The sequence below is a fragment of the Cupriavidus sp. D39 genome, from assembly GCF_026627925.1.
GTDB classification, from domain to species: domain Bacteria; phylum Pseudomonadota; class Gammaproteobacteria; order Burkholderiales; family Burkholderiaceae; genus Cupriavidus; species Cupriavidus ulmosensis.
In genome coordinates, this window is the sequence record NZ_JAPNLE010000009.1 from 1501310 (window position 1) to 1523417 (window position 22108).

A 22108-nucleotide genomic window follows, 5' to 3' on the forward strand; every position below is an offset into this window, starting at 1 on the left:
GTTTGCTCTCAGGCGGCAGCCGCATCGGCAACCGATGTAGGAAATGTCTTGGGCAGCCCGGCGCGCCACAGCGTGCCGTGCAGGGTTTCATTGGCCAGCCAGCCGGCCACGCGTTCGCGCAGCGCCAGCAGCTTGTCAAAATCGATGCCGGTCTCGAAGCCCATGCTGCCCAGCAGGTAGGCCAGGTCTTCGGTGGCGACATTGCCGCTGGCGCCGGGCGCGTGCGGGCAACCGCCGATCCCGGCGAGACAAGCATCAAAGCGGGTGACCCCGGCCTCCAGGGCGGCATAGACATTGGCCAGCCCGAGCCCGCGCGTATCGTGGAAATGGCCGCACCAGAAGCGGTCGCCGGCAATCGCCGTGGCGCGCTCGAACAGGCTGCGCACCATGGCGGGGTCGGCGTAGCCCACCGTGTCGGCCAGGCTGACGCGATCCGCGCCGGCGTCCAGCAGGGCCTGCATAAGGCGCAGCACCTCTTGCGGATCCACACGCCCCTGGATCGTGCAGCCGAAGGCCGTGCCCACGCCACCTTCGATCAGCGCCCTGGAGCCGGCCGCGTCGCGGGCGGCGCGGATCCTGGCGACCTCGGCCACGACTTCGTCGGGCGTCTTGCGCAGGTTGGCCAGGCTATGGGCATGGCTGGCGGAAAGCGGCACCAGCATCAGGTCCGCGCCGCTGGCGATGGCGTTTTCCGCGCCCCGCAGGTTCGGCACCAGGACCGAGACGAACAGTCCAGGCAGCGACTTGGCAAAGTCCACGAGTTCCGCGGTATCGGCAAGTTGCGGCAGCAGCTTCGCCGGTACGAACGAGCCGACTTCGATCTCGCGCTGGCCCGCCGCATAGGCCGCCTGGATCCACTCCCGCTTGGCGGAAGTCGGCAGGATGGTGACGATGCTTTGCAGCCCGTCGCGCAGCCCGGCCTCGCGGATCACGGCTTGGCGCGGTGCCGATTCGGTGTGCGTTGTCATTTGGTCTGTGTCCCCCGGATGGTCGTGCTTCGGACTGGCCTATGCACTCTATGCTGTTCCGGACCCAGCCAGAAGCGGTAATGAAGAAGCGCCAGCATTCCGGATTGGAATGTCTGGCCGATCGCCCTGGATCAGTGGACGGCAGGCGGTTCGCCGAACGCGGGATAACGGCATGTCGCCCCATTTAGTCCCAACCCCAGAGATTCGCGAATTTAGCAAAAAGCGCTAATATGACCTCGCCAAATTTCCGAATTGGAAACCCTAACTTGAAGGCGATCGATGCGTGACCTAGACCTCACCTCCTTGCGCCTGTTTGTTGCGGTTTGCGAGACACGCAACATGGCGCGTGCCGGCGAACAGCAGCACATCGTGGCTTCGGCCATCAGCAAGCGGCTGGCGCAGCTGGAAGACACTGTGGGCGTCACGCTGTTCGAGCGGCGCCGGCGCGGCGTGATCCCGACCGCGGCTGGTGAGATCCTGCTTGAGCACGCGCGCGCCATGCTGGCTGCGGCAGACCGCGTGGAGCGCGACATGGCCGACTACGGCACCGGCATCAAGGGGCAAGTCCGCTTGCTGGCTACCGTATCGTGCATGGCCGAGTCGCTGCCCGACGATATCGCGAGCTTCCTGCAGGTGCCCGAGCATCGGGACATCCGCGTCACCGTCGAGGAAAGCCTCAGCCGCGACCTCGTCCGCTCATTGCGAGAAGGATCCGCACCGCTGGGTATCTGCTGGGATGCCGCGGATCTGGAAGGATTCCAGACCCGCCCTTATCGCGGCGATGCCTTGGCGGCCATCGTGCATCCCGAGCATCCACTCGCGAGGCTGGCGGATTGCACCTTCGAGCAGACGCTTGAATTCGACCACATCGGCCTGCCCGGGCAGACGGCCGTGCACACCATGCTCGCGCGCGCCGCGGCCATCATCGGCAAGCCGATGGCGTACCGCGTGGTGGTTTCCTCGTTCGATGCATCCCTGCGCTGCGTGCGCGCAAATCTCGGTCTTACCATCGTGCCCCGCGAGGTGGTCGAGCCCATCTACGCCAGCTTTGGCGTGCGGGTGATCCCGCTCACGGATAGCTGGGCGCAGCGCCGCTTCGCGATTTGCTTCCGCGACGAGGCAAGCCTTTCACCGGCGGCAAAACTGCTGGTGGATTATCTGTTGATGAAGGCGGCGGCATCCTGATAGCCCTTGGGCCGGCCCGTCGTGCTAGGCGGGCTGGCTATGCCGAGGCGGTCAGGATCGATCTCCACCTTTTTCAGCTTGCCCCAGTGACCGGGTTGAGATAAACCTCCAGGTCACGAGATACCGTGGAGAAGCGCTCAATCAGGAAGTCGAGCAACGCCCGCACGCGCGGCGCCATGTACCGGGTGCGGTGATACAGGGCATGCACTGGAACATCCGGCGAGCGCCACTCCGGCATCAGCATCATTAATGTTCCCGCGCGCAGATCAGCGCCGATATCCCATACGGATTTCATCGCTATGCCGTAACCCGCCACCGCCCACTCGCGCGCGAGCGCACCGTCATTCGTCTCTCGGGAATTTGCCAGGGGCACGGTATAGGTTTCGACCTTGCCGCCGCGCGTGAACCGCCAGTCGTTCGCAAGCCCGGCTGCCGTCCCCAGGACGATGCAATCGAACCGCTCCAGATCCTGTGGGTGCCCAGGCGTCCCGTGCGCCGCCACATAATCAGGCGATGCACAAAGCACACGCCGATTCGGCGCGAGGCGCCGCGCGATGAGCGAGCTATCCGGGGGCACGCCAAAGCGGATGGCAAGGTCAATGTCGTCGAGCAACAGATTCGACAATGTGTCGGACAGCACCAGGGCGAAAGTCACCTCCGGATATTGCACATTGAACTCGTCAAGCCAGCCCTTGAGGACGTGACGGCCGAAATCCGAGGTCGCCGAAATCCGCACTTTTCCGCTAACGACACCCCGACCAGCTTGTAGCGTCGCTTGAGCATCTTCAAGGGCCCCAAGTGCCTGCTGGCAATGGAGCAGGACCATGCGTCCCTCCTCCGTGAGCCGCAACTGGCGCGTCGTGCGCTCAAAGAGCCGCGTATTCAGGCTCGCTTCCAGCCTGAGAAGACGCGCGCTCGCCGCCGCAGGAGAGAGTCCCAGCTTGCGTCCCGCGGCCGACAGCCCGCCCAGGCTTGCCGCTTCAACAAAAAGCCGGATGTCGCCAAGACTCTCCACGATATTTCCGTTCTATTTGAAGATGATTCAAATGGTAGGCCAATTATCAAAGTACGCCGGGCTTTGCACAATGTGCCACATCAGCACAACCACCATCGTCACCCAAGTCCGGAGATCCGCAAGCATGTTGACAACCGCCTCGCCACTTTTCACGCCGACCGTCGTCGCCGGCCACACACTTGCCCACCGCGTCGTCATGGCGCCCATGACGCGTGCGCGCAGCACCCAGCCGGGTGACGTGCCCAACGCAATGAATGCCCGCTACTACGCCCAGCGTGCCGGTGCCGCCCTGATCGTGACCGAGGCCACCCAGATCTCGCCCCAAGGCAAAGGCTATTCCTTCACCCCCGGCATCTACAGCCCGGAGCAGGTCGCCGGATGGCGACTGGTGACCGATGCGGTCCACTCCGCCGGCGGGCGGATCTTCCTGCAGCTCTGGCACGTGGGCCGCATGTCCCACCCGGACTTTCACAACGGCGCGCTGCCGGTGGCGCCCTCCGCCGTCCCGTTCGAAGGCCAGATCTGGAAAGTCGACCCGGCCACGGGCGTCGGCGCCATGGTCGCTTGCCCAACCCCGCGCGCACTCACCCGCGAGGAGATCGGCGGCGTTGTTGCGGATTTCCGCCGGGCCGCCCGCAATGCAATGGATGCGGGCTTCGACGGTGTCGAGATCCATGGCGCCAACGGCTACCTCATCGACCAGTTCCTGCGTACAACTTCCAACGTCCGCACCGATGAATACGGCGGCGGGCGTGACAACCGCCTGCGCTTTCTCAGGAAGTCGTCAACGCCGTGGCGGACGAGGCCGGCGCCGATCGCACCGCCATTCGCCTCGCCCCATTCCTGACCGCGCGTGGCATGGCCTGTCCCGACATCCTGCCGACCATTCTCGAAGCCGCCGAATTTCTCCAGGCACGCGGCGTTGCCTATCTGCATCTGGTCGAGGCGGACTGGGACGACGCACCGCAATTCACCGAGGCATTCCGCCAGGCCATTCGCGCACGGTTCACGCGGCCGATCATGGTTGCCGGCAACTACGACGAGGCGCGCGCGCAATGGGTCCTGTCCAGAGGCTACGCCGACCTGGTTGCCTTCGGCCGGCCGTTTGTCGCCAACCCGGACTTACCGCGCCGGCTCGCCAATGGCCTGCCGCTGGCCACATTCGACGGCAGCACCCTGTTTGGCGGGAGCGAGCGTGGCTACACCGACCATCCCGCTTCACTGGAAGCGCAAGTGCCCGACCGGACCCGGGACGCCGTCAGCTTTGCCTGAGCGCCGCCGACCGCCATCGCCCGCCAGGCCGGGAGCGAAACGTCGGCGAGGCTGATCATTGTGGGAGGCGGCCGAGGCGGCCGAGCCGCTCGGCGCATGGGCGCAAGGCCATGTGACGCATATCACACGAGCACAGACTGAGTTCGACAAACAGGCAGAGTTGCAGGGCTCGATGGAAACCGGCGCGGCCCATGTGGCCACCGGCATTTGCATCGGTGCCGCTCCGGCACCCCGCATTCACAAGGCGTACAACAAACCGAGTGCGAGCAGGCACCCAGCAAGCCTGAGGTAGTATCCGCCACCGTGATGAGGTTGGCTGTTGCGTGACGCATTGCGGATGTGCGACATCATGTTTCTCACCGAATTGGGCCAGGGGAAATACAGGCAAGGCGCTCTTTCAGCCATTGACCAGTAGAGCGATTCGAGACGAAGGAATCCGCGGCCTCACCAAATTGCAAGCCTCCAGATTAAGAACTCGCCCATGCAAATGGCATAGAAAAGTATTAGCCAGGCATAAACAACCCGTAAATCTCACCTCTGCCGCCGTGGTGCTTCATGGACTTGGCCGCGGGCGGTCTCCTCCGCGCCTTGGCATGCCGGTGAGCGTGCTGCCGGCTGATTCCCCACCTACAATTGATTATCCGGGCCGGTGCAACACGGATCCATGCCCGACGGCCACGTTTCGCGCTGCAGCAAGCCACGGATGACGGTCCGGCAAAGGAGCATGATCGATGCGCTCGCCAGGGATATCCGGCACGCACCTGAGGCGCATTGCCGCCAGGGTTGCGGTTGGCGTCATCGGCCTGGTCATCGTCGGCCGCCTCACCGGCATGCTGGTTGACTGGCTGTGGTTTTCCTCCGTCGGCTACGTCAACGTCTTCTGGACGATCCTTGTCACCAAGGTGCTGCTGTTCGTCGCCGTCTTCGCTGCGTCGGCGGTCGCGATAGGGGTGTCGGGATTGCTGGCGCACCGCTATGCGAGCCCCCTGGCTCCTGGAAGGCGGAGGTCCTGAGCGAACTGGTCGGCGAAGTCGCGCCGCACCTCCCTGGCCTGCGGCCATCGCCGGTGTTGCCGTCCTCCTTGGCCTGCTCATCGCCACCGGCGAAGTCCCGGACTGGGATATCGCGCTTCGCTACTTCAACCAAGTACCCTTCGGCAAGGCCGATCCGATTTTTGGCAAGGACATCGGCTTCTACCTCTTCTCGCTGCCCGCCTATCTGGCGCTCAGGAACTGGCTGCTACTGCTGCTCTGCTGCACCGCGGTGGTCGCCGCCGTGGTGTACGGGACGCGCGGCGACATCGCAAGCATGCGCTCACCGCGCGGGCTTTCTCCCGCGGCCGCCATCCACGGCTCGGCCCTGCTGGGCTTGTTCTTCCTGCTGCAGGCCTGGTCGTACTGGCTCGACCGTTTCCTGCTGCTCTTTGGCGACAACGGCGTGGTGGTGGGCGCCAGCTATACCGATGTCCATGTGGGGCTGCCTGTCCTGTGGCCGCTGATCGGCCTGGCCGCCGCAGCCGCAGCCGCTTCATGGGCCAATATGCGCTGGCGGGGCTATCGCATTCCGGTCGCCTCTGCACTGATCGTGTTCGGCAGCGCATTGGTACTCGTGCTGATCTATCCGGCGCTGTTCCAGCGCTTCTATGTCAAGCCGAACGAATTGCAACTGGAGACGCCCTATATCGCCCACAACATTGCGCTGACGCGGGACGCCTATGGCCTGGCGCAGATCGCGGTAAAGCCGTTTCCAGCCGAGCAGAACCTGGATCTCGCCGCGCTGCAGGCCAATCGGCCAACCATCGACAACATCCGCCTGTGGGATCTGCAGCCATTGCGGGATACCTACGCGCAGTTGCAGGAGATCAGGACCTATTACAAATTCCTTGCGACGGACATCGATCGCTACCGGCTCGATGCCCGTTATCAGCAGGTGATGCTCTCCGCGCGGGAACTGGAGCCGTCGCTGCTTCCTGCAAATGCCCAGACCTGGGTGAACCTGCATCTCCTGTTCACCCACGGCAATGGCGTTGTGATGTCGCCCGTCACGGAGAAGTCCACGGAAGGCCTGCCTACGCTTTACCTGAAGGATATCCCGCCTGTCGCCAACGGCGGCCCGCCCATCAGTGAGCCGCGCCTGTACTTTGGGGAAGGCGGCAAGGGCTATGTGATCGTCAACGGCAACGCACCCGAATTCGACTACCCCAAAGGCGATGAGAACGTCTACACAACCTACCGCGGGCGCGACGGCATCGCCATCGGCAGCATGGCGCTGCAGGCCCTCTTCGCCTGGCAATTCGACGACCCCAACATCCTGGTGACCAGCTACATCACCCCCGCGAGCCGGATCCTGCTCCATCGCAACATTCAGGACCGGGTGCGCACGATCGCCCCGTTCCTCAGCCTCGACCATGACCCCTACATCGTCGTGGCCGGCGGGCGGCTTTTCTGGATTCAGGATGCCTACACCACCAGCCGCTGGTTCCCATACTCCCAGCCGGGCACCGGTGACGGCGACAATTACATCCGCAACGCGGTCAAGGTGGTGATCGATGCGTACAACGGGACTGCCGACTTCTACATCAGCGATCCTGCCGATCCCATCGTGCGGACGTACCAGCGCATTTTCCCGGGCCTGTTCAAGCCGCTGGGCGCGATGCCGCAGGACCTGCAGCAGCATATCCGCTACCCCGAAGACCTGTTCCTGATCCAGGCGCAGGTCTACCGCGCTTACCACATGGAAACGCCGGAAGTCTTCTACAACCGCGAAGACCTCTGGCAATTTCCGCGCAAACAAGCCGACATCGACGCGAGCACCGGCCCCGGCGCGCCAATGACGCCCTACTACATGATCGTGCGGCTCCCCGCGCAGCCGCGCGCCGAATTCGTGCTGATGCTACCGATGGTGCCCAGCCGGCGCGAGAACATGATTGCGTGGTTGGCGGCCCGTTGCGATCCACCTGACTACGGCAAACTCGTCGTCTATGCATTTCCCAAAGACAAGCTGGTCTATGGGCCATTCCAGATCGAGGCGCGCATCCAGCAAAATACCGAGATCTCGCAGCAGATTTCGCTGTGGAACCAGATGGGTTCGCGCGTCATCCGCGGCCACCTCCAGGTCGTGCCCATCGACAACTCGATTCTCTATGTCTCGCCGCTCTACTTGCGCGCGGAGTCCGGTCAGTTGCCCGAGCTGAAACGGGTGATCGCCGCCTATGGCGACCATGTGGTGATGGAGGAGACCTTAGGCGCGGCCCTGGCAGCGCTCTTCAAGGAAACGGCCCCGGTGGCGGCGGCGCCCAGCGGCGCGCCGGACAGCCGCGCCCGCGAGGCACTCGCCCACTATGACCGCGCCATCGAGCGATTGAAGGCAGGTGACTGGGGCGGCTTTGGCGCGGAGCTCGATGCGCTCCGGCCGCTGCTCGAGGCGCTCGGCGCCGGGCGCTCCGATGCGCGGAAATGACGAGCGAAGCCCCCCAATTCATCCGTCAGGCAGGGGCCCCGAGTCCGTCTCGGCCATTCCAGGGGTGCGAGCCGGTGAGCCGTAACGAGGCGACTCGTCGGCCGAGCTGACGGATGCCCGCAACGGCTAGAATGACTGCCAACGACTGCCCCACATTTTTCGCCCGCTTTGGAGACAGACCCATGAAAGCCTGGATTGCAATGGCCGTTGGCGCGCTTGGCTGCGCAATAGCGTTCCTGGCAGGGCCCGCGTGCGCCGCGGACACGGCGACGCTCACCATTGCCGCCGGCACGCAACAGCGCAGCTGGACGCTGGATGGGTTGCTGAAAGACCGCCGCCTGACCGACGTGACGGTAGACGACGACAACCTGAAACGCAGCCTGACGTTCAAGGCGATCCCCTTGACGGCCCTGCTGCGCGGCATGCCGGTGACCGCCGACGCGAGTGCGACGACTGCAGCCAGCGATGGCTATATCTCTCACCTGCCGATGCGCCTGTTGCTGGCGGATAGCGTCGACGAGGCGCGCGCCTGGCTGGCGGTGGAAAATCCTGCCGCGCCGTGGCCGACGCTCAAGGGCCAGGACATCGGGCCGTTCCGCCTGATCTGGACAGTGCCGGCGGGCCGCGCCGCTTCCGTGATCAACGAGAGCCTCTGGACGTACAGCATCGTGCGCATCGACATCACCGCGTCGCCGGCGGAGCGCTTCGCGGCCATCCGGCCCGCCCCGGCCTGCCGGCGGACGGCGCGGTCATGCGCGGCTTCGCGACGTTCCAGCGCGTTTGCTTCTCATGCCACTCCCTCAACCGGGTCGGTGACGCGCACCTTGGCCCCGACCTGAATGTGCCGCACAGCGCGGTGGAGTACCTGGGCGACGACAAGCTGGCCAGGCTGATCCGCGACCCGCAATGGCTACGCTGGTGGCCCAACGCGCGCATGTCGGCGATCGATGAAAAGACGCTGTCTGACGCGGATATGAAGGACTTGCTGGCGTATCTGCACCACATGGCTGGACGCAAGGTGGCGGCGCCTGCCGCAGGCTCCTGATGCCCTTGGCACCTTGATCGCGCGGCGGTCTACCTGCTGCTGCGCTACCCGAGCAACATTGCCTTTCGGTATCTGACCGCCTTTTTGGTCGCTTCGCTGGACATGAGCCTGGCTTGTCGGTTGCCGTAAATGGTTTCGATGCCATGTGATATCTCCCTGGTTGTTAGTCTGCTAAGTCAGACCGGGGAGAAGCATCCCATCTTCGTATTGCGTCGTCGGTCTCTGCGTTTGTGTCTGCGCTCGGAGGTTATAGGGTCCAGGGCCGCCAGAAGGATGCGGCCGACCGCCTGCGCGCCGACGCGCTCGCGCTTGAGGGAGCCGGCGCGACGATGCTTGTGCTCGAAATGGTTCCCGCTCAACTGGCGGAGAGTATCACCGGCGAGATGACGTCGTGCGCCACCATTGGTATCGGAGCCGGGAATGGCACGGCTGGACAGGTCCTGGTCATGCACGACATGCTCGGCATCAATCTCGGACGAATGGCAAAGTTCGTGCGGAACTTCATGAAGGATACAGGCGACGTGCGTGCGGCGTTCGAATCCTACGTCGTGGCCGTCAAGGACAGATCGTTTCCGAATAACGAACAGCACGGGTGGTAGGTCGAGCAGCAGACCACCCCAAGCGCAGTGGTCACGAGCCATATCCGGGTGATATGCCTAGCCTCTCCTGACTCAGGAGAGGCCAGCTTTCATGATCCGCCGCATTCATAGCGGCAGCTCAGATGTCAGCTTGATCCTCTGCATCGGTATTTCAGTTTTGACACTCTGTACGCCCTTGATCCGTACCAGGTATTCCCCCTGAAACTTCCGATATGCATCGAGGTCGGCAGCAACAACGCGAAGCAGGAAATCACAATCTCCGGCCATTAGATGACACTCGACGAACTGCGGAAGGCGCGGCACTTCTGCGGTAAAGTTGTCGATCGTTTGCGCGTCTTGACTCGTTAACCAGATGCGAACGAAGACGGTTAGCCCGACACCGAGCTTTGATGGATTAAGCAACGCGACGCAACGCTCGATCACACCTGACTCTTCGAGCATTTTTACCCGACGCAGGCATGGCGAGGGCGGCCGGCAAGATGAAGCTTGCGTAGGGGATCTGGTGACTCTGGAGGCAAGCCGGGCGGGCCTATCCGGCATCGTGATCTGGGGCCTGCACCGGGACACCGCTGAACTCCGGTCCATCCGGCTGCCGGTGTTCAGCCTCGGCGCCTTGCCCGCGGGGCCGCAGCGTCTTGATAAACAGGACGCACTGGCCCTTTCCTCTGCCACCTGTGGCCAGCACGTTGTCACTGCCGAGGATTTTGTATTGGCCGACAACGATGGTGTCATCTTTGTTCCGCTGGATCGCGCCGGCGACGTTGCCGAACTGGCAGCCAACATTCGTGACACCGAACGCCATCAAGCGGCAAGAATGCAACTTGGCACCACCTGCCGAAGCCAGTCGCGTTTCGACGAGTACCTCGCCGCTCGGCGATCCGGCGTGGACATCACGTTCCGGCAGCATTTGCGGTCGATTGGCGGAGCGATCGAGGAGTGACCTGCGGGTGCGCTGTTCCTCTGCAAGGAGAATCGGCCCGCATTGGCTGCAGCACGCTGCCGGCGGCCGACCTGCAAGTGCTCTCCCCTTTGCGTCAAGCCTTGTCATCGCGATGACAGCGCCCCGGCAGCATGCCTGATAGGCTGCCTCTACAGCCGAACTTAATGACAAATCTTTTGGAGACATCATATGGCATGGGATATCGAAGAGATAAATGGTTGCGCCCTCGTGCGCATGAACAGCAACAAAGTCAACGTCCAGAACGACCGCTTCTTCGGCGACCTGCACGAGGCCTTTGACCGACTCGAACGCGAGTTCAATCACCTGCCCGTCGTGCTGACCGGACAAGGCGACGTGTTCTCAGCCGGTATCGACTTTCAGTACAGCTTCGACATCTTCGGCAGTGGAGACCACGACAAGATCCGTCAATGGTATCGGAACTATCGGGAGACGAACCTGCGCATCTTCCAGTACCCGAGGCCTACCGTGGCCGCAGTGAACGGCCACGCCATCGCCGGCGGCTTGATCACCGCACTCGACTGCGATTTTCGGGTGGCAGCCCGAAAGCCTGCACGATTCGGGCTTAACGAAGTACCCATCGGCATTCCGATGCCGGCGGCCTACGTCGAGATCATCAAGTACACGCTGGGCGATCAGGTTGGGGCACTGGCCACGCTGCGCGGCAAGCTGTATGAGTTCGAAGAGGCGGAGCGGCTCGGCTTCTTCCACGAGGTCGTGGAGCCTGACCAGTTGCTCGCCGCAGCAATCAGCTATGCACGGTGCATCACTCCCGATTGCAACACGGCTTACGCGATGTCCAAGAAGGCTTTGCAGGACAGCGTCATGAGACAGATCGAGGAGCGAACGGTTGCCTTGGACGAACACCTGCCGGCCGGCATGAGCGACGAAGGCAACCGGCGTGCCCAGGATTTCCGCAGGCAAGAGATCATGCGCAAGCGATAGGAGCAAGCTGATGATCGATCTCTACAGTTGGCCAGCCCCAAATGGACACAAGGCGCACATCGTGGTGGAGGAACTGGCAATCCCCTATCGGATCATACCCATCGACATCACCAGCGGCGCTCAGCACCAGACAAGCTACCAAGCAATCAACCCAAATGGGAAGATTCCTGCAATCGTGGATCACGCGCCGCTGGATGGGGGCGCGCCAATCACGGTCTTCGAGACCGGGGCTATCCTGCTGTACCTTGCCGAGAAGGAAGGCCGCTTCCTTCCGACCGATCTGCGGCAACGCAGTGAGATGCTGCAATGGCTATTCTGGCAAGTCGGAGGCCTGGGCCCGATGATGGGACAAGCGCAGCACTTCTTTCGGTACGCGTCGACCCCCGTGCCCTATGGCATCACGCGATACCAGGGCGAAACTCGCCGTCTCCTGAAGGTACTGGATAATCGTCTGGCAGAAAGGGAGTATGTCTGCGCTACGTATTCGATCGCAGACATGGCTTGCTTCCCATGGATCCGCATCCATAAGATGACGGGCGTCTCGTTGGACGATTTTCCAAATGTGGAGGCATGGTACGGGCGCGTTCGCAGTCGTCCCGCTGTGGGGCGGGCGATGGATCTACTGAGGGATCTCTGGGTCGACGTCACCAAGTCGGACCAGGCCAAACGAAACCTTTTCCAGACGACATAGCCATGACCGAGCGGAACCTCCAGGTGGTCGACGCATTTGTCGACCTGCGCAGCCCGTACTCCTATCTTGTCCTGCAGCCTGCGCGCTCGTTGGCGCAGCGCAGCGGAGTTTCGTTTGAATGGTGGCCCTATATCACGGATTTCCGCTCGGCCTACGGAGGCGAACTCGAGCAGCGCTCGAGCCGCGACATCGCGAAGTTGAAGTACTTGTACATGGACTGCCGCCGATTGGCACGGCGGCAGGGCCTTACCATCCGCGCCACAACGAAACTCTGGGATGCCGAACTGGCAAGTCAGGCACTGCTGTTCGCCAAGTCCAGGAATCGCCTATGGGAATTTTGCGATCCGCTGCTGGCAGCATTCTGGCGCAGGGAATTTGATCTGGAATCGGCACCGCAGCTTGAGGCGGCCCTTACCAGGGCGGGCCTGGAAGCAAAAGATTGGCGTGAGTACCTGGAAGCCAACGCGCAACCCGACCTGGCGGTGGCATTGGCGAGGGCCGAACAGCTCGGCGTCTTTGGCGCCCCTACCTTCGTCTATGAGGGAGAGTTGTTCTGGGGCGGAGACAGGCTGGATATGCTTGCTGACGCCCTGGGCCGCCCGGGCTCGCCACACAGAGCGCAAGCAGATCAGCCGGCCTCGACGATGTAACTGCGCAGGCGCTGTACATGAACGAGCAAGAATCCCTTACAAGGCTCGCTCTCCACAAGCCCGCTCCGCCTTAACTCGCTGATTGCAATGTTCACTCGCTGCCGGGACAGCCCGCAAATCAATGCGAGCTCATGCTGCGGAATAGTTAGCTCATGCGCGTATTCCCCCTGTTGCTCGCAAGCATCAGCAACGCCCTGGCCACCCGCATCCCGGGTCTGAGCAGACGAGATGCCGCTAACATTCCCACAAACACGCCCATCCGCTCGTTCATGTTGTTGCAGAGGAAGTGGTTGAACTCGATGGACGACTGACGTAGTGTCTCAAAAGTCGATACGGGAATCAGGCAGATGTGGGATGGCGTGAGGGATCGAAGATCGTATTGGCGCAGCTCCTTCTTCAGCAATGACCCTTCGCCGCCCCACACTCCCTCCCGCATGCAATGCAAGGTGGTCTCGGCACCGTCCGCCCCGACGACATACATTTGCAGAAAACCATGCATAAGCCCGTACCAGTGCGTACAGGGCTCACCTGCTCGAGCGATGTACTCGCCAGGCGCGGCTGTTCTTTCCAGCGCGGATTCCAACACCAATGAGCGCAACTCTGCCGGAAGTGCGCAATACCACAGCCACTTTTCCAAAAACCCTGACAGTCCAACTGCTTGGTCCCGCTCCAATGTCCACGTATCCATTTTTACCACTACGGTTCATTTTCCCGGATCAGTGTACCGGCGCATCAGTGGTAATTCAATGAATTGGGCCGGCAGGACTAGCCGACCGCCGACGGCTCAGGCATCTCGGCGCTGACGTGCTCGTCATGCGCCGAGGCCGAGAGCCGATGGTCGACCAATGCGATGGCGACCAGTGCGCCGATCACGATGGGTGCGAGGATCGCGCCACTGCGCCCAACACCCGAGGCCCAGCCGATTCCGGTGGAGCGCACAGCCATGGGGTAGAACTGACCGGCATACGCGTAGGCGAGGATCTGCGTGCCGATTGTGGTCGCTCCGGCCATACCGACGAGAAAGTACAGCATTGCGGTCGGAACCTTGTAACCGAGCATGGAGATCGACACGGCCGCCAGCGCGAAGAACACCACCAGCACGATTCGTGCAGGGGAAGCGAGGCCCCGCTCAATCTCCAACGTGCGCGAACCTTCGCAGCGCGTCAAGGTCCAGAATCCGTATAGATCCGTACTCCAGTGTGATCAATCCCGCGCCCACCATCTCTCGGAGTGCGCGATTTGTATTCTGCCGTGACAGTCCAGACAGACGACCCAATTCCTCTTGGGATAAAGCCAAGATTTTGTCAGTAACCGGATAGAGTTGCTGGTTGAACATCTCGGCCAAGCAGAATGCTACTCGCGCTGATGCTTCGTGTAGCCGTAAGTTATGTACCAAACCGACGTAGTAGCCGCAGCGCGCATTGAGTTGATCTATGACATATCGGCTGAACTGACTGCTATGATCGAGCAGCCAAAAAAATGTCGCTCTGGGAACGAATGCCAGCCGACTGTCCCGAATAGCCACTACCGAATAGGGCCGGGGCTCTTCCTTCAAGACCGCTCCCTCCCCAAACCAAGAGCCAGCAGGGACGCCCGCAAACGTAACAGCGCGTCCTGCACTTGAAGCGGTGTCAACTTTGATCATCCCGCTCACAACTGCGAGCCAGTGGTCGGCGGGATCGCCCCGGTGGCAGACGGTGGCACCGGCATGGTATGAGCGATCAAAGCAGTCGTTCTGCACGTGTGCCTTTTGTTCGCCGGAAAGCTCCGGATACCATGACGAGCGGGAAAGGAAATCCATCAAACTTGAATTCCCCGCGCCCTCTGTTCCTGCTGAACTACGACACAGAATCGCCCCTTCCAGGCTATCCGTTCTTGCAGACCCATCGGGGACAATCCCCAGCCGCTCCACCCGCTCGACACAGAAGGCACTTAGAGAATTCATGATCGTAGCAATGCATCGTGATGGACGGCTGCAAGCGGTGGCATGCGGCACTCACCACAGATTGCGCGCCCAGCAGTCAACCAGGCGCGCGGCAACAGGACGGTTCCGATTTCGCGGCGCAACAAAAGGAACACCTCTTAAGTGAAATCATGATTCACTTAAGATTAAGGGGCAACCTGGGCCGTGTCAAGCTCGTCGCCCTAGGTGTTTCCCTGGCCTACTGCCGAGTCTCAGCGCCCTGCAGCGCCGATCACATGCCATAATTGATCCTCCACGTAACAGGCTCAGGAGGGTCAGATGCTTTAACCGGCACCCGAAATTCTATGTCTACTGAAACCAAGCTTCTACTTACAGCTCCACGTGTGCGCATTCGCCGCCGGGGAGCGGACAAGCATCCCCTGATTCTGAGGGCGGCGCGTGCCCTGGTCGCTGAAATGGGATTCAGGGAAACGCAGATGTCGTCGATTGCCGAGGCCGCAGGAATTGCTATCGGCACTTTGTACCGATACTTCCCGTCAAAGACGGAATTGATGATGGAAGTCGTGAAAGTTACAGCGCAGCGCGAAGTGGATGTGGTTGCCGGAATTGCAATGCGCGAAGGATCAGCCCACGAACGACTAGGGGCGGCGGCATGGACCTTCGCCAATCGTGCCTTGCGAGGTCGCCGACTTGCTCATGCATTGGTTGCGGAGCCGGTCGAGCCTGATGTCGAGGCAACGCGCCTGGTCTACCATCGCGCGCTCTCGAGAGTCTTCAAAACCATAATCGAGCAGGGCATTGCCAGCGACGAATTCCCTGACCAGAACGCTGCCGCTTCTGCAGATTGCATTGTTGGCTGCCTGTTCGAAGGACTAGTAACACCGCTGTCCAATGATGCTAGTGTTGATGTGGTGCAGATTAATACCCATGCATCTGCCATTATCACTTTTTGCTTGAGAGGAGTTTCCGGCTCCCAAACCCATCTCCTTATACAGAAGTAGGACCGTCCCCGCAGCGGGGCATGGAGCCTGAGGCCGCGGAAATTTCGACGTAAGGGGTTGTTAACTTCGCCAGACTCGCGTTTACTCTTGCATTTTCAGGCTGCAATGGGCAACGAGTCGGGGGCATGGGTGGACGAGGAATTTGAGAGTCTGGATCTTGGTGATCCGCGGCGGGATCGGCGCGCCAAGGAGTTGCTCAAGCGGTTTGCGGCCATGCCTACGGCGAGCATCCCTGGCGCATGCGATGACTGGTCGCAAACCATTGGGGCGTATCGGTTTCTCGGCAATGAGCAGATCGACTGGCGGGACGTGATGCAGCCCCATTGGGAGCGCACTGCAGCGAGGGCCGCGCAGTTTCCGGTGGTGCTGTGCATCGCTGATTCGACCGAGCTGAACTTCAATGGGCAGGAAATGGAGGGGCTGGGGCCGCTGAGCTACGAAGCCCAGCGGGGCATGTTTTTGCATCCGACCTACGCGGTGACGCCTGACCGTGAACCGCTTGGGGTGATCGATGCCTGGATGTGGGCTCGCGAGCCAAAGGACGCCGACGGAAACCGCGGCGGGATCAAGGAAAGCGTACGCTGGATTGAAGGGTATGAACGGGTTGCGGAGCAAGCCGTGCTATTGCCCCAGACGCGGCTGGTGTATGTGACGGACCGCGAGGGTGATATCGCCGAGTTGATGGCGCGCGCCCAGGAACTTGGCCGGCCGGCCGACTGGCTGATCCGCAGCCAACACAACCGCAACCTTGCCGAGGGCGGCAAGTTGTGGGATAGCGTCGGAGCCAGCCCGGTACTTGGGGAAATCACCTTTATCTTGCCGGGGCGTGCAGGCCAGAAGGCGCGCGAGGTCAAACAGGAGCTACGCGCAAAACGTGTGAAGCTGCCGGGTCTGGTCGGCGCGGAGCTCACCTGTGTAGAGGCAAGGGAGATCGGAGCGCCCGCAGGCGTCAAGCCAGTGGTTTGGCGGCTGTTGACGAACCGTGAAACACAGGATGCCGATGCGGTCATCGAGCTGGTTGAATGGTATCGGGCCAGGTGGGAGATTGAGATGTTCTTCCATGTCCTGAAGACTGGCTGCAAGGTCGAAGCGCTACAGCTATCGCACATGGATCGTGTGGAGCGGGCCTTGGCGTTGTATATGGTGGTGGCGTGGCGCATTGCCCGCTTGATGCGGTTGGGCAGAACCTGCCCGGATCTGGATGCGTCCGTGTTCTTCGACGCCGACGAAATTCGGGGAGCATACGTGCTTGCCAAGAAAGCTCGCCCGAAGACACCGGTCACGCTCAATCAGATGATTCGGCTGGTTGCTTCCCTGGGTGGGTTCCTTGGGCGCAAGAGCGATGGCGAGCCCGGCGCTAAGACGATCTGGATCGGTATGCAGCGAACCATGGACGCGGCCCTCACCATTCAAGCACTGCGGGAAGAGTCATGACTTCTGTATAAGGAAATGTCCCAAACCCCCTACAGCGTGTCGACTCAGTAGCCTCCGAACAGTAGATCCCCGTATGGACGTGACCAGCACAACAATCGGTCGATTAAGTAGTCCAGGAAGCTTCCGGGGGTCCTCCTCAGGCCCAGTGAAATTGGGGCGAATAGTCGCTTACGCCCATGACGATGCCGAAACTACCGTCCGTCAGTAGTCCCGGCATACGCGATGAGCACCTATTGAGACGGATCCGTACAGCTAAAGCTGCTTTCGACATTTGGGTCGCCGGTACCGTTGTACTTCGGGTACTGCGGATACCTGCAAAGCGGACGCGAGATCCGAGCGGCACCGGGGGCGGCGTAGAGCGTTCGCGCAACGATCCTGTTCGCCGAAGGCGGAGTTCCCTTCTCGAGCCAATCAAACATCGGACCAACGAGGTCTACGTTGTCCGCACCATTGCCCAATGCACAGTGATTGACACTAGGCGCCGTGTAGAACTCCATGAACTGGTCAGCCGCAGCTTGCCCACCTGCGGCAGTCATGACCGCGTTATAGTAGTTGATCGTGTTGTTGGGCGTGATCAACCAATCCGCCATCCCATGCCACAGGAGTAGCTTTCCTCCCTTGGCCTTGAACTGGCTCAGATCCGGATTGACAGCGTCGATGAGGGACGATAGTTCATCGAGACGGGTCGTGTACTTTGTTGGATCAAGTTGGAGCGGGTCAACTGTTGCATCACGTGCCACCATGTACTTGATGAAGCCATCCATCAAGCCCTTGGCTATGGGATTTCCCCAAATTGGCGTACCGAAGCTCCCGTCCTCGCCCCTCCAAATGGAAAACCGGGCCACGTATACCGCCCCGATGCAACGTCAGTTGGCTTGTAGAGTGACTTGGCCGAAGCGATCTGCGCGTCGTTCAAGCAGGAATCGCTTTCGGCGCCAGTGCATCGAAGTTCAGCGATATCAAACTGACAGGCGTCCGGCTTCCCGATGATGTTGTCCTTGAGACCATCAAGGCTGTCACATTTGTTCAAGACCGCCGTGGCAATGGTCTTGATCTTTGCAGTGCTAAGCGCAGCTCCGGGTTGCGCAAGCTGCTTGAAGCTCTTCTGGTAGTACAGGAACTGGGGAATATACGCGTTGGCGGGTGCCCTCGCGATGATGCCGTCAAAGAGTGTGGGATTGCGCTGCGCTTGAAGTAGCGCCTGCCTGCCGCCGCCCGAACAACCTTCGTAGATCGATTTCGAACTCGCGACCACTTGTTCCCCATAGACGTAGGCCATGACAGCACGCGCAGGCCCAATAACGCGCGGTACGGAGAGGAAGGCGTAGTCATTCAGCATATCTTGATCCAACGCGAACTCGGCATCGATTCCCCCGATCGATGTGGCGTTTCCCGCGGAGGTGTGTCCATGGTTGCTCGCGATCGTTACGTAGCCACGTTCCTTAAGATTGGGACTGATGTCCACACGCGGGTCGGGTGGGATCAGCCCATCAAAGCCGCCGCCCCCAGAGAAGACTTGGCGTTGGTTCCAGACCGTCGGGAGATTCAGCTCAAAACTCAGATCCTTCGGCATGTGTCCAACGACGACACATCGCTCCGGCAACGCCCCGGAAGCCTGGGAAAAGGTTGCCTTAGTAATCGTCGCCTCGCCGAACTGCATATTCAGCATCGCTTGGCATTTGCTTTCTGCGGTGGGGGTCGGGGTCGTAGTCTGAGGGGGCGTCGAACTGGAGGCTGAGTCTGATGAATCGCTGCCACCGCATGCTGCCAAGGAGCTGGCGATCGCGAGCGCCGACATCGTGCCGAAAAGTACGGCCGCACGGCGCGAAGAAGCGCCCCTGCCATGCCGAAGTCTGCCACTTCTGTACTGGGGTACCTGTTGTCTCTGCATTGTGTGTCTCCATCGTTGGCTCTGGCTGGAATGTTATGAAGCTATTCTTGGATGGCAGCTATGAGCCGCTGTACCTTTCAGCTATCCAGCTATGCCCAACTCTATGAGTCTGACTGGGCGGGGACTGTCCTGTGCGAGACATTCGCGCGATTAAGAAGTCTCGGTGCGAGGCGAAGCGCTTCGGTTCAGAGACATCTCAGCTCTTATGTGGGAGAAGAGGAAGGCGAGGACTGTAATGACTGCAGATACCGCACTGTGACACTCGTCGCAGAACAGCGACGGTCGACGATTACGCGAGCAGTTGCGCGGCTTTGGTCACATGCGTGCCTAAGAGAATGCCCGCCGCTACATCTAGCGGCGGGCAAAGTAGGGGTATGGATAACCGGAAGGAAGACATGTGGCTAAGTTACGAGCCGGAAATCTCTGTAATAGCTTCGCGGCTCCCGGCGAGCTCTCGCAGCCGGAACTTCTGGATCTTCCCAGTGCCCGTCTTCGGGAGCGCCCCGTATATAACGCGGACCGGACATTTATAGTGGGCAAGCCGCTCGCGACAGAACGCAATGATCTCGGCATCCGGCGGGGCAGCGACGTTGGGCTTCAGCTCAATGAACGCGCAGGGTGATTCGCCCCACTTCGCGTCGGGCTGTGCTACTACGGCCGCGATCAAGACCGCTGGATGCCGATGGAGTACGTCCTCAATCTCCACGGAAGAGATGTTCTCACCGCCAGAGATAATGACGTCCTTGGACCGGTCCGTGATCTGGATATAGCCATCGGGATGCATCACAGCCACATCACCGGTATGAAACCAGCCACCGGCAAATGCATTCGCGGTCGCGTCTGGATTCTTCAGATACCCCTTCATCACAACGTTGCCCTTTAGCAAAAGCTCGCCTTGCGTCCTCCCGTCCCATGGAACGGGCTCACATGTCGCCGGGTCCGCCACGCGCAACCCCTCCAAAACTGCGGATCGGTTGCCCTGGCGAGCCATCAGCCGTGCCCTCTCGTCCATAGGCTTGTCGTGCCAGACCGGATTCACGAAGGAACTGACTGGGGTACCCGACGCCTCAGTAATGCCGTAGACATGTTCGACTTCAAATCCCATCTCAAGAACAGACTTCAAGACGGTCGCGGGCGGTGGCGACCCTGCCGTTCGCACGCGGACCGTATGGGAGAAGGCTCGACGCTCAGTAGCGGCGGATGTCGCGAGCGAAGCGAGTACGATGGGCGCAGCGCAGAAGTGATCGACCCGGTTCTGTTCGATTGCGGCAAAGATATTCGCGGCAGTTACTTTTCGTAGGCACACATGCGTGCCTGCGGCTGCCGTAATCGCCCAGGCAAAGCACCAGCCATTTGCATGAAACAAAGGCAACGTCCACAAGTACACCGGCCTCCGCGGCATACCCCAATCCGTCAGTTGCAACAAGCTCATCAGGTAGGCACCCCTGTGGCTGGGAACCACGCCCTTCGGATCCGACGTGGTGCCGGAAGTGTAGTTAAGGGCGATAGCATCCCATTCGTCGGTGGGCCAAACGCCGGCGAAATCCGGATCCCCTTCCGCCAGGAACGCTTCGTACTCCATTGTTCCGATTACCTCACCGCCGATCGCCTCAATATCGGCGATGTCGATTACGAGTGGCTTGCTGTAAAGCTGCTCAAGCGCTTTCGCCGCCAGGGCGGAGAACTCTCGATCAACAAAGAGAACTTTCGATTCCCCGTGACGCAGGATAAAGCGAACGCCTTCGGCGTCCAGGCGGCAATTGATAGCATTGAGCACCGCGCCGCTCAACGGGACACCATGATGCGCCTCGATCATGGCCGGCGTGTTCGGGGCGAGGATAGACACCGTGTCCCCCTTCCTTATCCCCCGATTCACTAGCGCGCTGGCCAAGCGTCGGCAACGCTCCCTCGTTCGGCTCCAGGACTGCCGCAGCGTCCCATGGACGATCGCGGTGCAATCGGGATACTGATCCGCACATCGATCAAGAAACTGCAAAGGGGTCAGCGGCAGGTAGTTTGCAGGGTGCAGTCAAGGCCATGTTTGTAGATATTTCCGCTCATCATCTGTCTCCGTGTCGGGTCATGGGTGATCGGTTCTGACGGGTGACCCCTCCCCAAGCCGTTCAGCAATCTAACTCCTGCTCGGCCCGGCGATTGTCCTTCGCAAGACATTTCAGATTTCTCCGAGAACGGCTTTCCGATGGATTGCAGCGACTGTCGGCTACGTGACAATGATCTCTTTCCACGCTTGCTACTCTGAAATCCAGCGGACACCTAAGCCCGCATGATGAGACAGCGAGGTAGGAGATGGAACGAGCAGGACCGCCACCCGATGAGTTGGCATCCCTTCGATCGGCAGTTGAATGGGCGATCGCAACAAGACGTAGCGTCAGAGCTTATCTTCCGCGCCAGGTACCCGACGCCATCGTCCACGCCATTCTTGATGTGGCCCGCTACGCGGCAACCGGCGTGAACATCCAGCCGTGGCGGGTGCATGTGGTAACCGGCCCCGCCAAGGACCGTGTATGCGCCGCCATCAGGAACATCGATAACGATCCGACGTTATCCAAAACGCACTCTGATGAATGGAACTATTACCCGGATGAGTGGGTGTCGCCGTACATCGACCGGCGTCGCGCGCTTGGCTGGAAGCTCTACGGCCTCCTAGGCATCGAGAAGGGAGACAAGCAAAGAATGCACGAACAGCACGGAAGGAACTATCAGTTCTTCGACGCGCCGGTCGGACTCTTCTTCACCCTGGATCGCGTCATGGAACGTGGCAGCCTGCTGGACTACGGCATGTTCCTCCAAAACATCATGGTCATGGCCCGCACATATGGACTCAGTACCTGCCCTCAGGCGGCATTCATGAAGTACCACAAGATCATAGAGCGTGAGTTGCATCTGAAGCCTGAGGAGATGCTCGTCGTAGGCATGAGCCTTGGCTTCGCAGACGAATCGCGCATTGAGAACTCTCTCGTCTCAGAACGGGAGCCTTCGTCCTCTTTCACTGTTTTTCACACCACCTGAACTACACAAAAAGCGAGCGATATCCACTACGGATTCGTCGG

Annotated in this window: 15 protein-coding genes and 7 pseudogenes; 12 read left to right on the top strand and 10 right to left on the bottom strand. The window is 60.9% G+C overall.

What is annotated here, in order from left to right:
* Positions 1-8: 8 nt before the first annotated feature.
* On the bottom strand, positions 9-968 hold the full coding sequence (locus OMK73_RS18885) for a hydroxymethylglutaryl-CoA lyase (protein WP_267603478.1): 960 nt from the start codon (positions 966-968) through the stop codon (positions 9-11).
* A gap of 279 nt (positions 969-1247) precedes the next feature.
* On the opposite strand from OMK73_RS18885, the gene OMK73_RS18890 reads away from it, so the two are divergent.
* Positions 1248-2153 carry a LysR family transcriptional regulator gene (locus OMK73_RS18890; RefSeq protein ID WP_267603479.1) on the top strand — a complete coding sequence of 302 codons (906 nt, stop codon included), beginning with the start codon at positions 1248-1250 and terminating at the stop codon, positions 2151-2153.
* A 73-nt stretch (positions 2154-2226) separates the two neighbouring features.
* On the opposite strand, the gene OMK73_RS18895 is transcribed toward OMK73_RS18890, so the two are convergent.
* Complete coding sequence (locus OMK73_RS18895) at positions 2227-3168, bottom strand: LysR family transcriptional regulator (protein WP_267603480.1); 942 nt, start codon at positions 3166-3168, stop codon at positions 2227-2229.
* 124 nt (positions 3169-3292) lie between these two features.
* On the opposite strand from OMK73_RS18895, the pseudogene OMK73_RS18900 reads away from it, so the two are divergent.
* From OMK73_RS18900 to OMK73_RS18915, 4 pseudogenes are all read left to right on the top strand, one after another.
* Positions 3293-4440 (top strand): annotated as a pseudogene (locus OMK73_RS18900) (alkene reductase).
* A gap of 731 nt (positions 4441-5171) precedes the next feature.
* Positions 5172-7899 (top strand): annotated as a pseudogene (locus OMK73_RS18905) (UPF0182 family protein).
* A 182-nt stretch (positions 7900-8081) separates the two neighbouring features.
* Positions 8082-8944 (top strand): annotated as a pseudogene (locus OMK73_RS18910) (c-type cytochrome).
* A 230-nt stretch (positions 8945-9174) separates the two neighbouring features.
* Positions 9175-9543, top strand: a pseudogene (locus OMK73_RS18915) (3-methyl-2-oxobutanoate hydroxymethyltransferase); the annotation flags it as partial.
* A gap of 105 nt (positions 9544-9648) precedes the next feature.
* Here OMK73_RS18915 and OMK73_RS18920 read toward each other — a convergent pair.
* Positions 9649-10011: pseudogene (locus OMK73_RS18920) on the bottom strand (Lrp/AsnC family transcriptional regulator); the annotation flags it as partial.
* Positions 10012-10045: 34 nt separating this feature from the next.
* Between OMK73_RS18920 and OMK73_RS18925 the strand changes: the two are divergent.
* From OMK73_RS18925 to OMK73_RS18940, 4 genes are all read left to right on the top strand, one after another.
* Positions 10046-10483 (top strand): hypothetical protein, encoded by a 438-nt coding sequence (locus OMK73_RS18925; protein ID WP_267603481.1) that lies wholly within the window; start codon positions 10046-10048, stop codon positions 10481-10483.
* A 189-nt stretch (positions 10484-10672) separates the two neighbouring features.
* Complete coding sequence (locus tag OMK73_RS18930; RefSeq protein WP_267603482.1) at positions 10673-11446, top strand: enoyl-CoA hydratase/isomerase family protein; 774 nt, start codon at positions 10673-10675, stop codon at positions 11444-11446.
* A gap of 10 nt (positions 11447-11456) precedes the next feature.
* A complete protein-coding gene (locus OMK73_RS18935) occupies positions 11457-12137 on the top strand; it encodes a glutathione S-transferase N-terminal domain-containing protein (RefSeq protein WP_267603483.1) in 681 nt (226 codons plus the stop codon).
* A gap of 2 nt (positions 12138-12139) precedes the next feature.
* Positions 12140-12787, top strand: coding sequence for a DsbA family protein (locus tag OMK73_RS18940; RefSeq protein WP_267603484.1), 648 nt, complete (start codon positions 12140-12142; stop codon positions 12785-12787).
* Here the strand turns inward: OMK73_RS18940 and OMK73_RS18945 are convergent.
* From OMK73_RS18945 to OMK73_RS18960, 4 genes and pseudogenes are all read right to left on the bottom strand, one after another.
* Positions 12766-12909 (bottom strand): hypothetical protein, encoded by a 144-nt coding sequence (locus OMK73_RS18945; RefSeq protein ID WP_267603485.1) that lies wholly within the window; start codon positions 12907-12909, stop codon positions 12766-12768. The two genes, OMK73_RS18940 and OMK73_RS18945, sit on opposite strands and share 22 nt — an antisense overlap.
* 23 nt (positions 12910-12932) lie before the next feature.
* Entirely contained in the window at positions 12933-13475 is a 543-nt protein-coding gene (locus OMK73_RS18950; protein WP_267603486.1) for a Crp/Fnr family transcriptional regulator, read from the bottom strand.
* A gap of 77 nt (positions 13476-13552) precedes the next feature.
* Positions 13553-13879, bottom strand: a pseudogene (locus tag OMK73_RS18955) (MFS transporter); the annotation flags it as partial.
* 37 nt (positions 13880-13916) lie between these two features.
* The gene (locus OMK73_RS18960; RefSeq protein ID WP_420715548.1) at positions 13917-14732 is read right to left on the bottom strand and encodes a Crp/Fnr family transcriptional regulator; all 816 of its coding nucleotides are present in this window, start codon (positions 14730-14732) and stop codon (positions 13917-13919) included.
* A gap of 323 nt (positions 14733-15055) precedes the next feature.
* Between OMK73_RS18960 and OMK73_RS18965 the strand changes: the two genes are divergently transcribed.
* Together OMK73_RS18965 and OMK73_RS18970 are read left to right on the top strand one after the other, a co-directional pair.
* Entirely contained in the window at positions 15056-15712 is a 657-nt protein-coding gene (locus OMK73_RS18965) for a TetR/AcrR family transcriptional regulator (RefSeq protein ID WP_267603487.1), read from the top strand.
* Positions 15713-15817: 105 nt separating this feature from the next.
* Positions 15818-17146 carry an IS4 family transposase gene (locus tag OMK73_RS18970; RefSeq protein ID WP_267603488.1) on the top strand — a complete coding sequence of 443 codons (1329 nt, stop codon included), beginning with the start codon at positions 15818-15820 and terminating at the stop codon, positions 17144-17146.
* A 230-nt stretch (positions 17147-17376) separates the two neighbouring features.
* Here the strand turns inward: OMK73_RS18970 and OMK73_RS18975 are convergent, their stop codons facing one another.
* The 3 genes and pseudogenes from OMK73_RS18975 to OMK73_RS18985 all read right to left on the bottom strand — a co-directional run bounded on the left by OMK73_RS18975 (position 17377) and on the right by OMK73_RS18985 (position 21098).
* Positions 17377-17910, bottom strand: coding sequence for a tannase/feruloyl esterase family alpha/beta hydrolase (locus OMK73_RS18975; protein WP_267603489.1), 534 nt, complete (start codon positions 17908-17910; stop codon positions 17377-17379).
* 11 nt (positions 17911-17921) lie between these two features.
* Positions 17922-18815, bottom strand: coding sequence for a tannase/feruloyl esterase family alpha/beta hydrolase (locus OMK73_RS18980; RefSeq protein ID WP_267603490.1), 894 nt, complete (start codon positions 18813-18815; stop codon positions 17922-17924).
* A gap of 628 nt (positions 18816-19443) precedes the next feature.
* Positions 19444-21098, bottom strand: a pseudogene (locus OMK73_RS18985) (AMP-binding protein).
* A 246-nt stretch (positions 21099-21344) separates the two neighbouring features.
* On the opposite strand from OMK73_RS18985, the gene OMK73_RS18990 reads away from it, so the two are divergent.
* Positions 21345-22067, top strand: coding sequence for a nitroreductase (locus tag OMK73_RS18990; protein ID WP_267603491.1), 723 nt, complete (start codon positions 21345-21347; stop codon positions 22065-22067).
* Positions 22068-22108 lie beyond the last annotated feature (41 nt).

What these genes read in the sequence shown, in the direction of transcription:
- OMK73_RS18990 (WP_267603491.1), top strand. Translation starts at nt 21,345, where the DNA reads ATGGAACGAGCAGGACCGCCACCCGATGAGTTGGCATCCCTTCGATCG.
- OMK73_RS18885 (WP_267603478.1), bottom strand. Translation starts at nt 968, where the DNA reads ATGACAACGCACACCGAATCGGCACCGCGCCAAGCCGTGATCCGCGAG.
- OMK73_RS18970 (WP_267603488.1), top strand. Translation starts at nt 15,818, where the DNA reads ATGGGCAACGAGTCGGGGGCATGGGTGGACGAGGAATTTGAGAGTCTG.
- OMK73_RS18940 (WP_267603484.1), top strand. Translation starts at nt 12,140, where the DNA reads ATGACCGAGCGGAACCTCCAGGTGGTCGACGCATTTGTCGACCTGCGC.
- OMK73_RS18980 (WP_267603490.1), bottom strand. Translation starts at nt 18,815, where the DNA reads ATGCTGAATATGCAGTTCGGCGAGGCGACGATTACTAAGGCAACCTTT.
- OMK73_RS18965 (WP_267603487.1), top strand. Translation starts at nt 15,056, where the DNA reads ATGTCTACTGAAACCAAGCTTCTACTTACAGCTCCACGTGTGCGCATT.
- OMK73_RS18930 (WP_267603482.1), top strand. Translation starts at nt 10,673, where the DNA reads ATGGCATGGGATATCGAAGAGATAAATGGTTGCGCCCTCGTGCGCATG.
- OMK73_RS18935 (WP_267603483.1), top strand. Translation starts at nt 11,457, where the DNA reads ATGATCGATCTCTACAGTTGGCCAGCCCCAAATGGACACAAGGCGCAC.
- OMK73_RS18950 (WP_267603486.1), bottom strand. Translation starts at nt 13,475, where the DNA reads ATGGATACGTGGACATTGGAGCGGGACCAAGCAGTTGGACTGTCAGGG.
- OMK73_RS18975 (WP_267603489.1), bottom strand. Translation starts at nt 17,910, where the DNA reads ATGGATGGCTTCATCAAGTACATGGTGGCACGTGATGCAACAGTTGAC.
- OMK73_RS18890 (WP_267603479.1), top strand. Translation starts at nt 1,248, where the DNA reads ATGCGTGACCTAGACCTCACCTCCTTGCGCCTGTTTGTTGCGGTTTGC.
- OMK73_RS18960 (WP_420715548.1), bottom strand. Translation starts at nt 14,732, where the DNA reads ATGAATTCTCTAAGTGCCTTCTGTGTCGAGCGGGTGGAGCGGCTGGGG.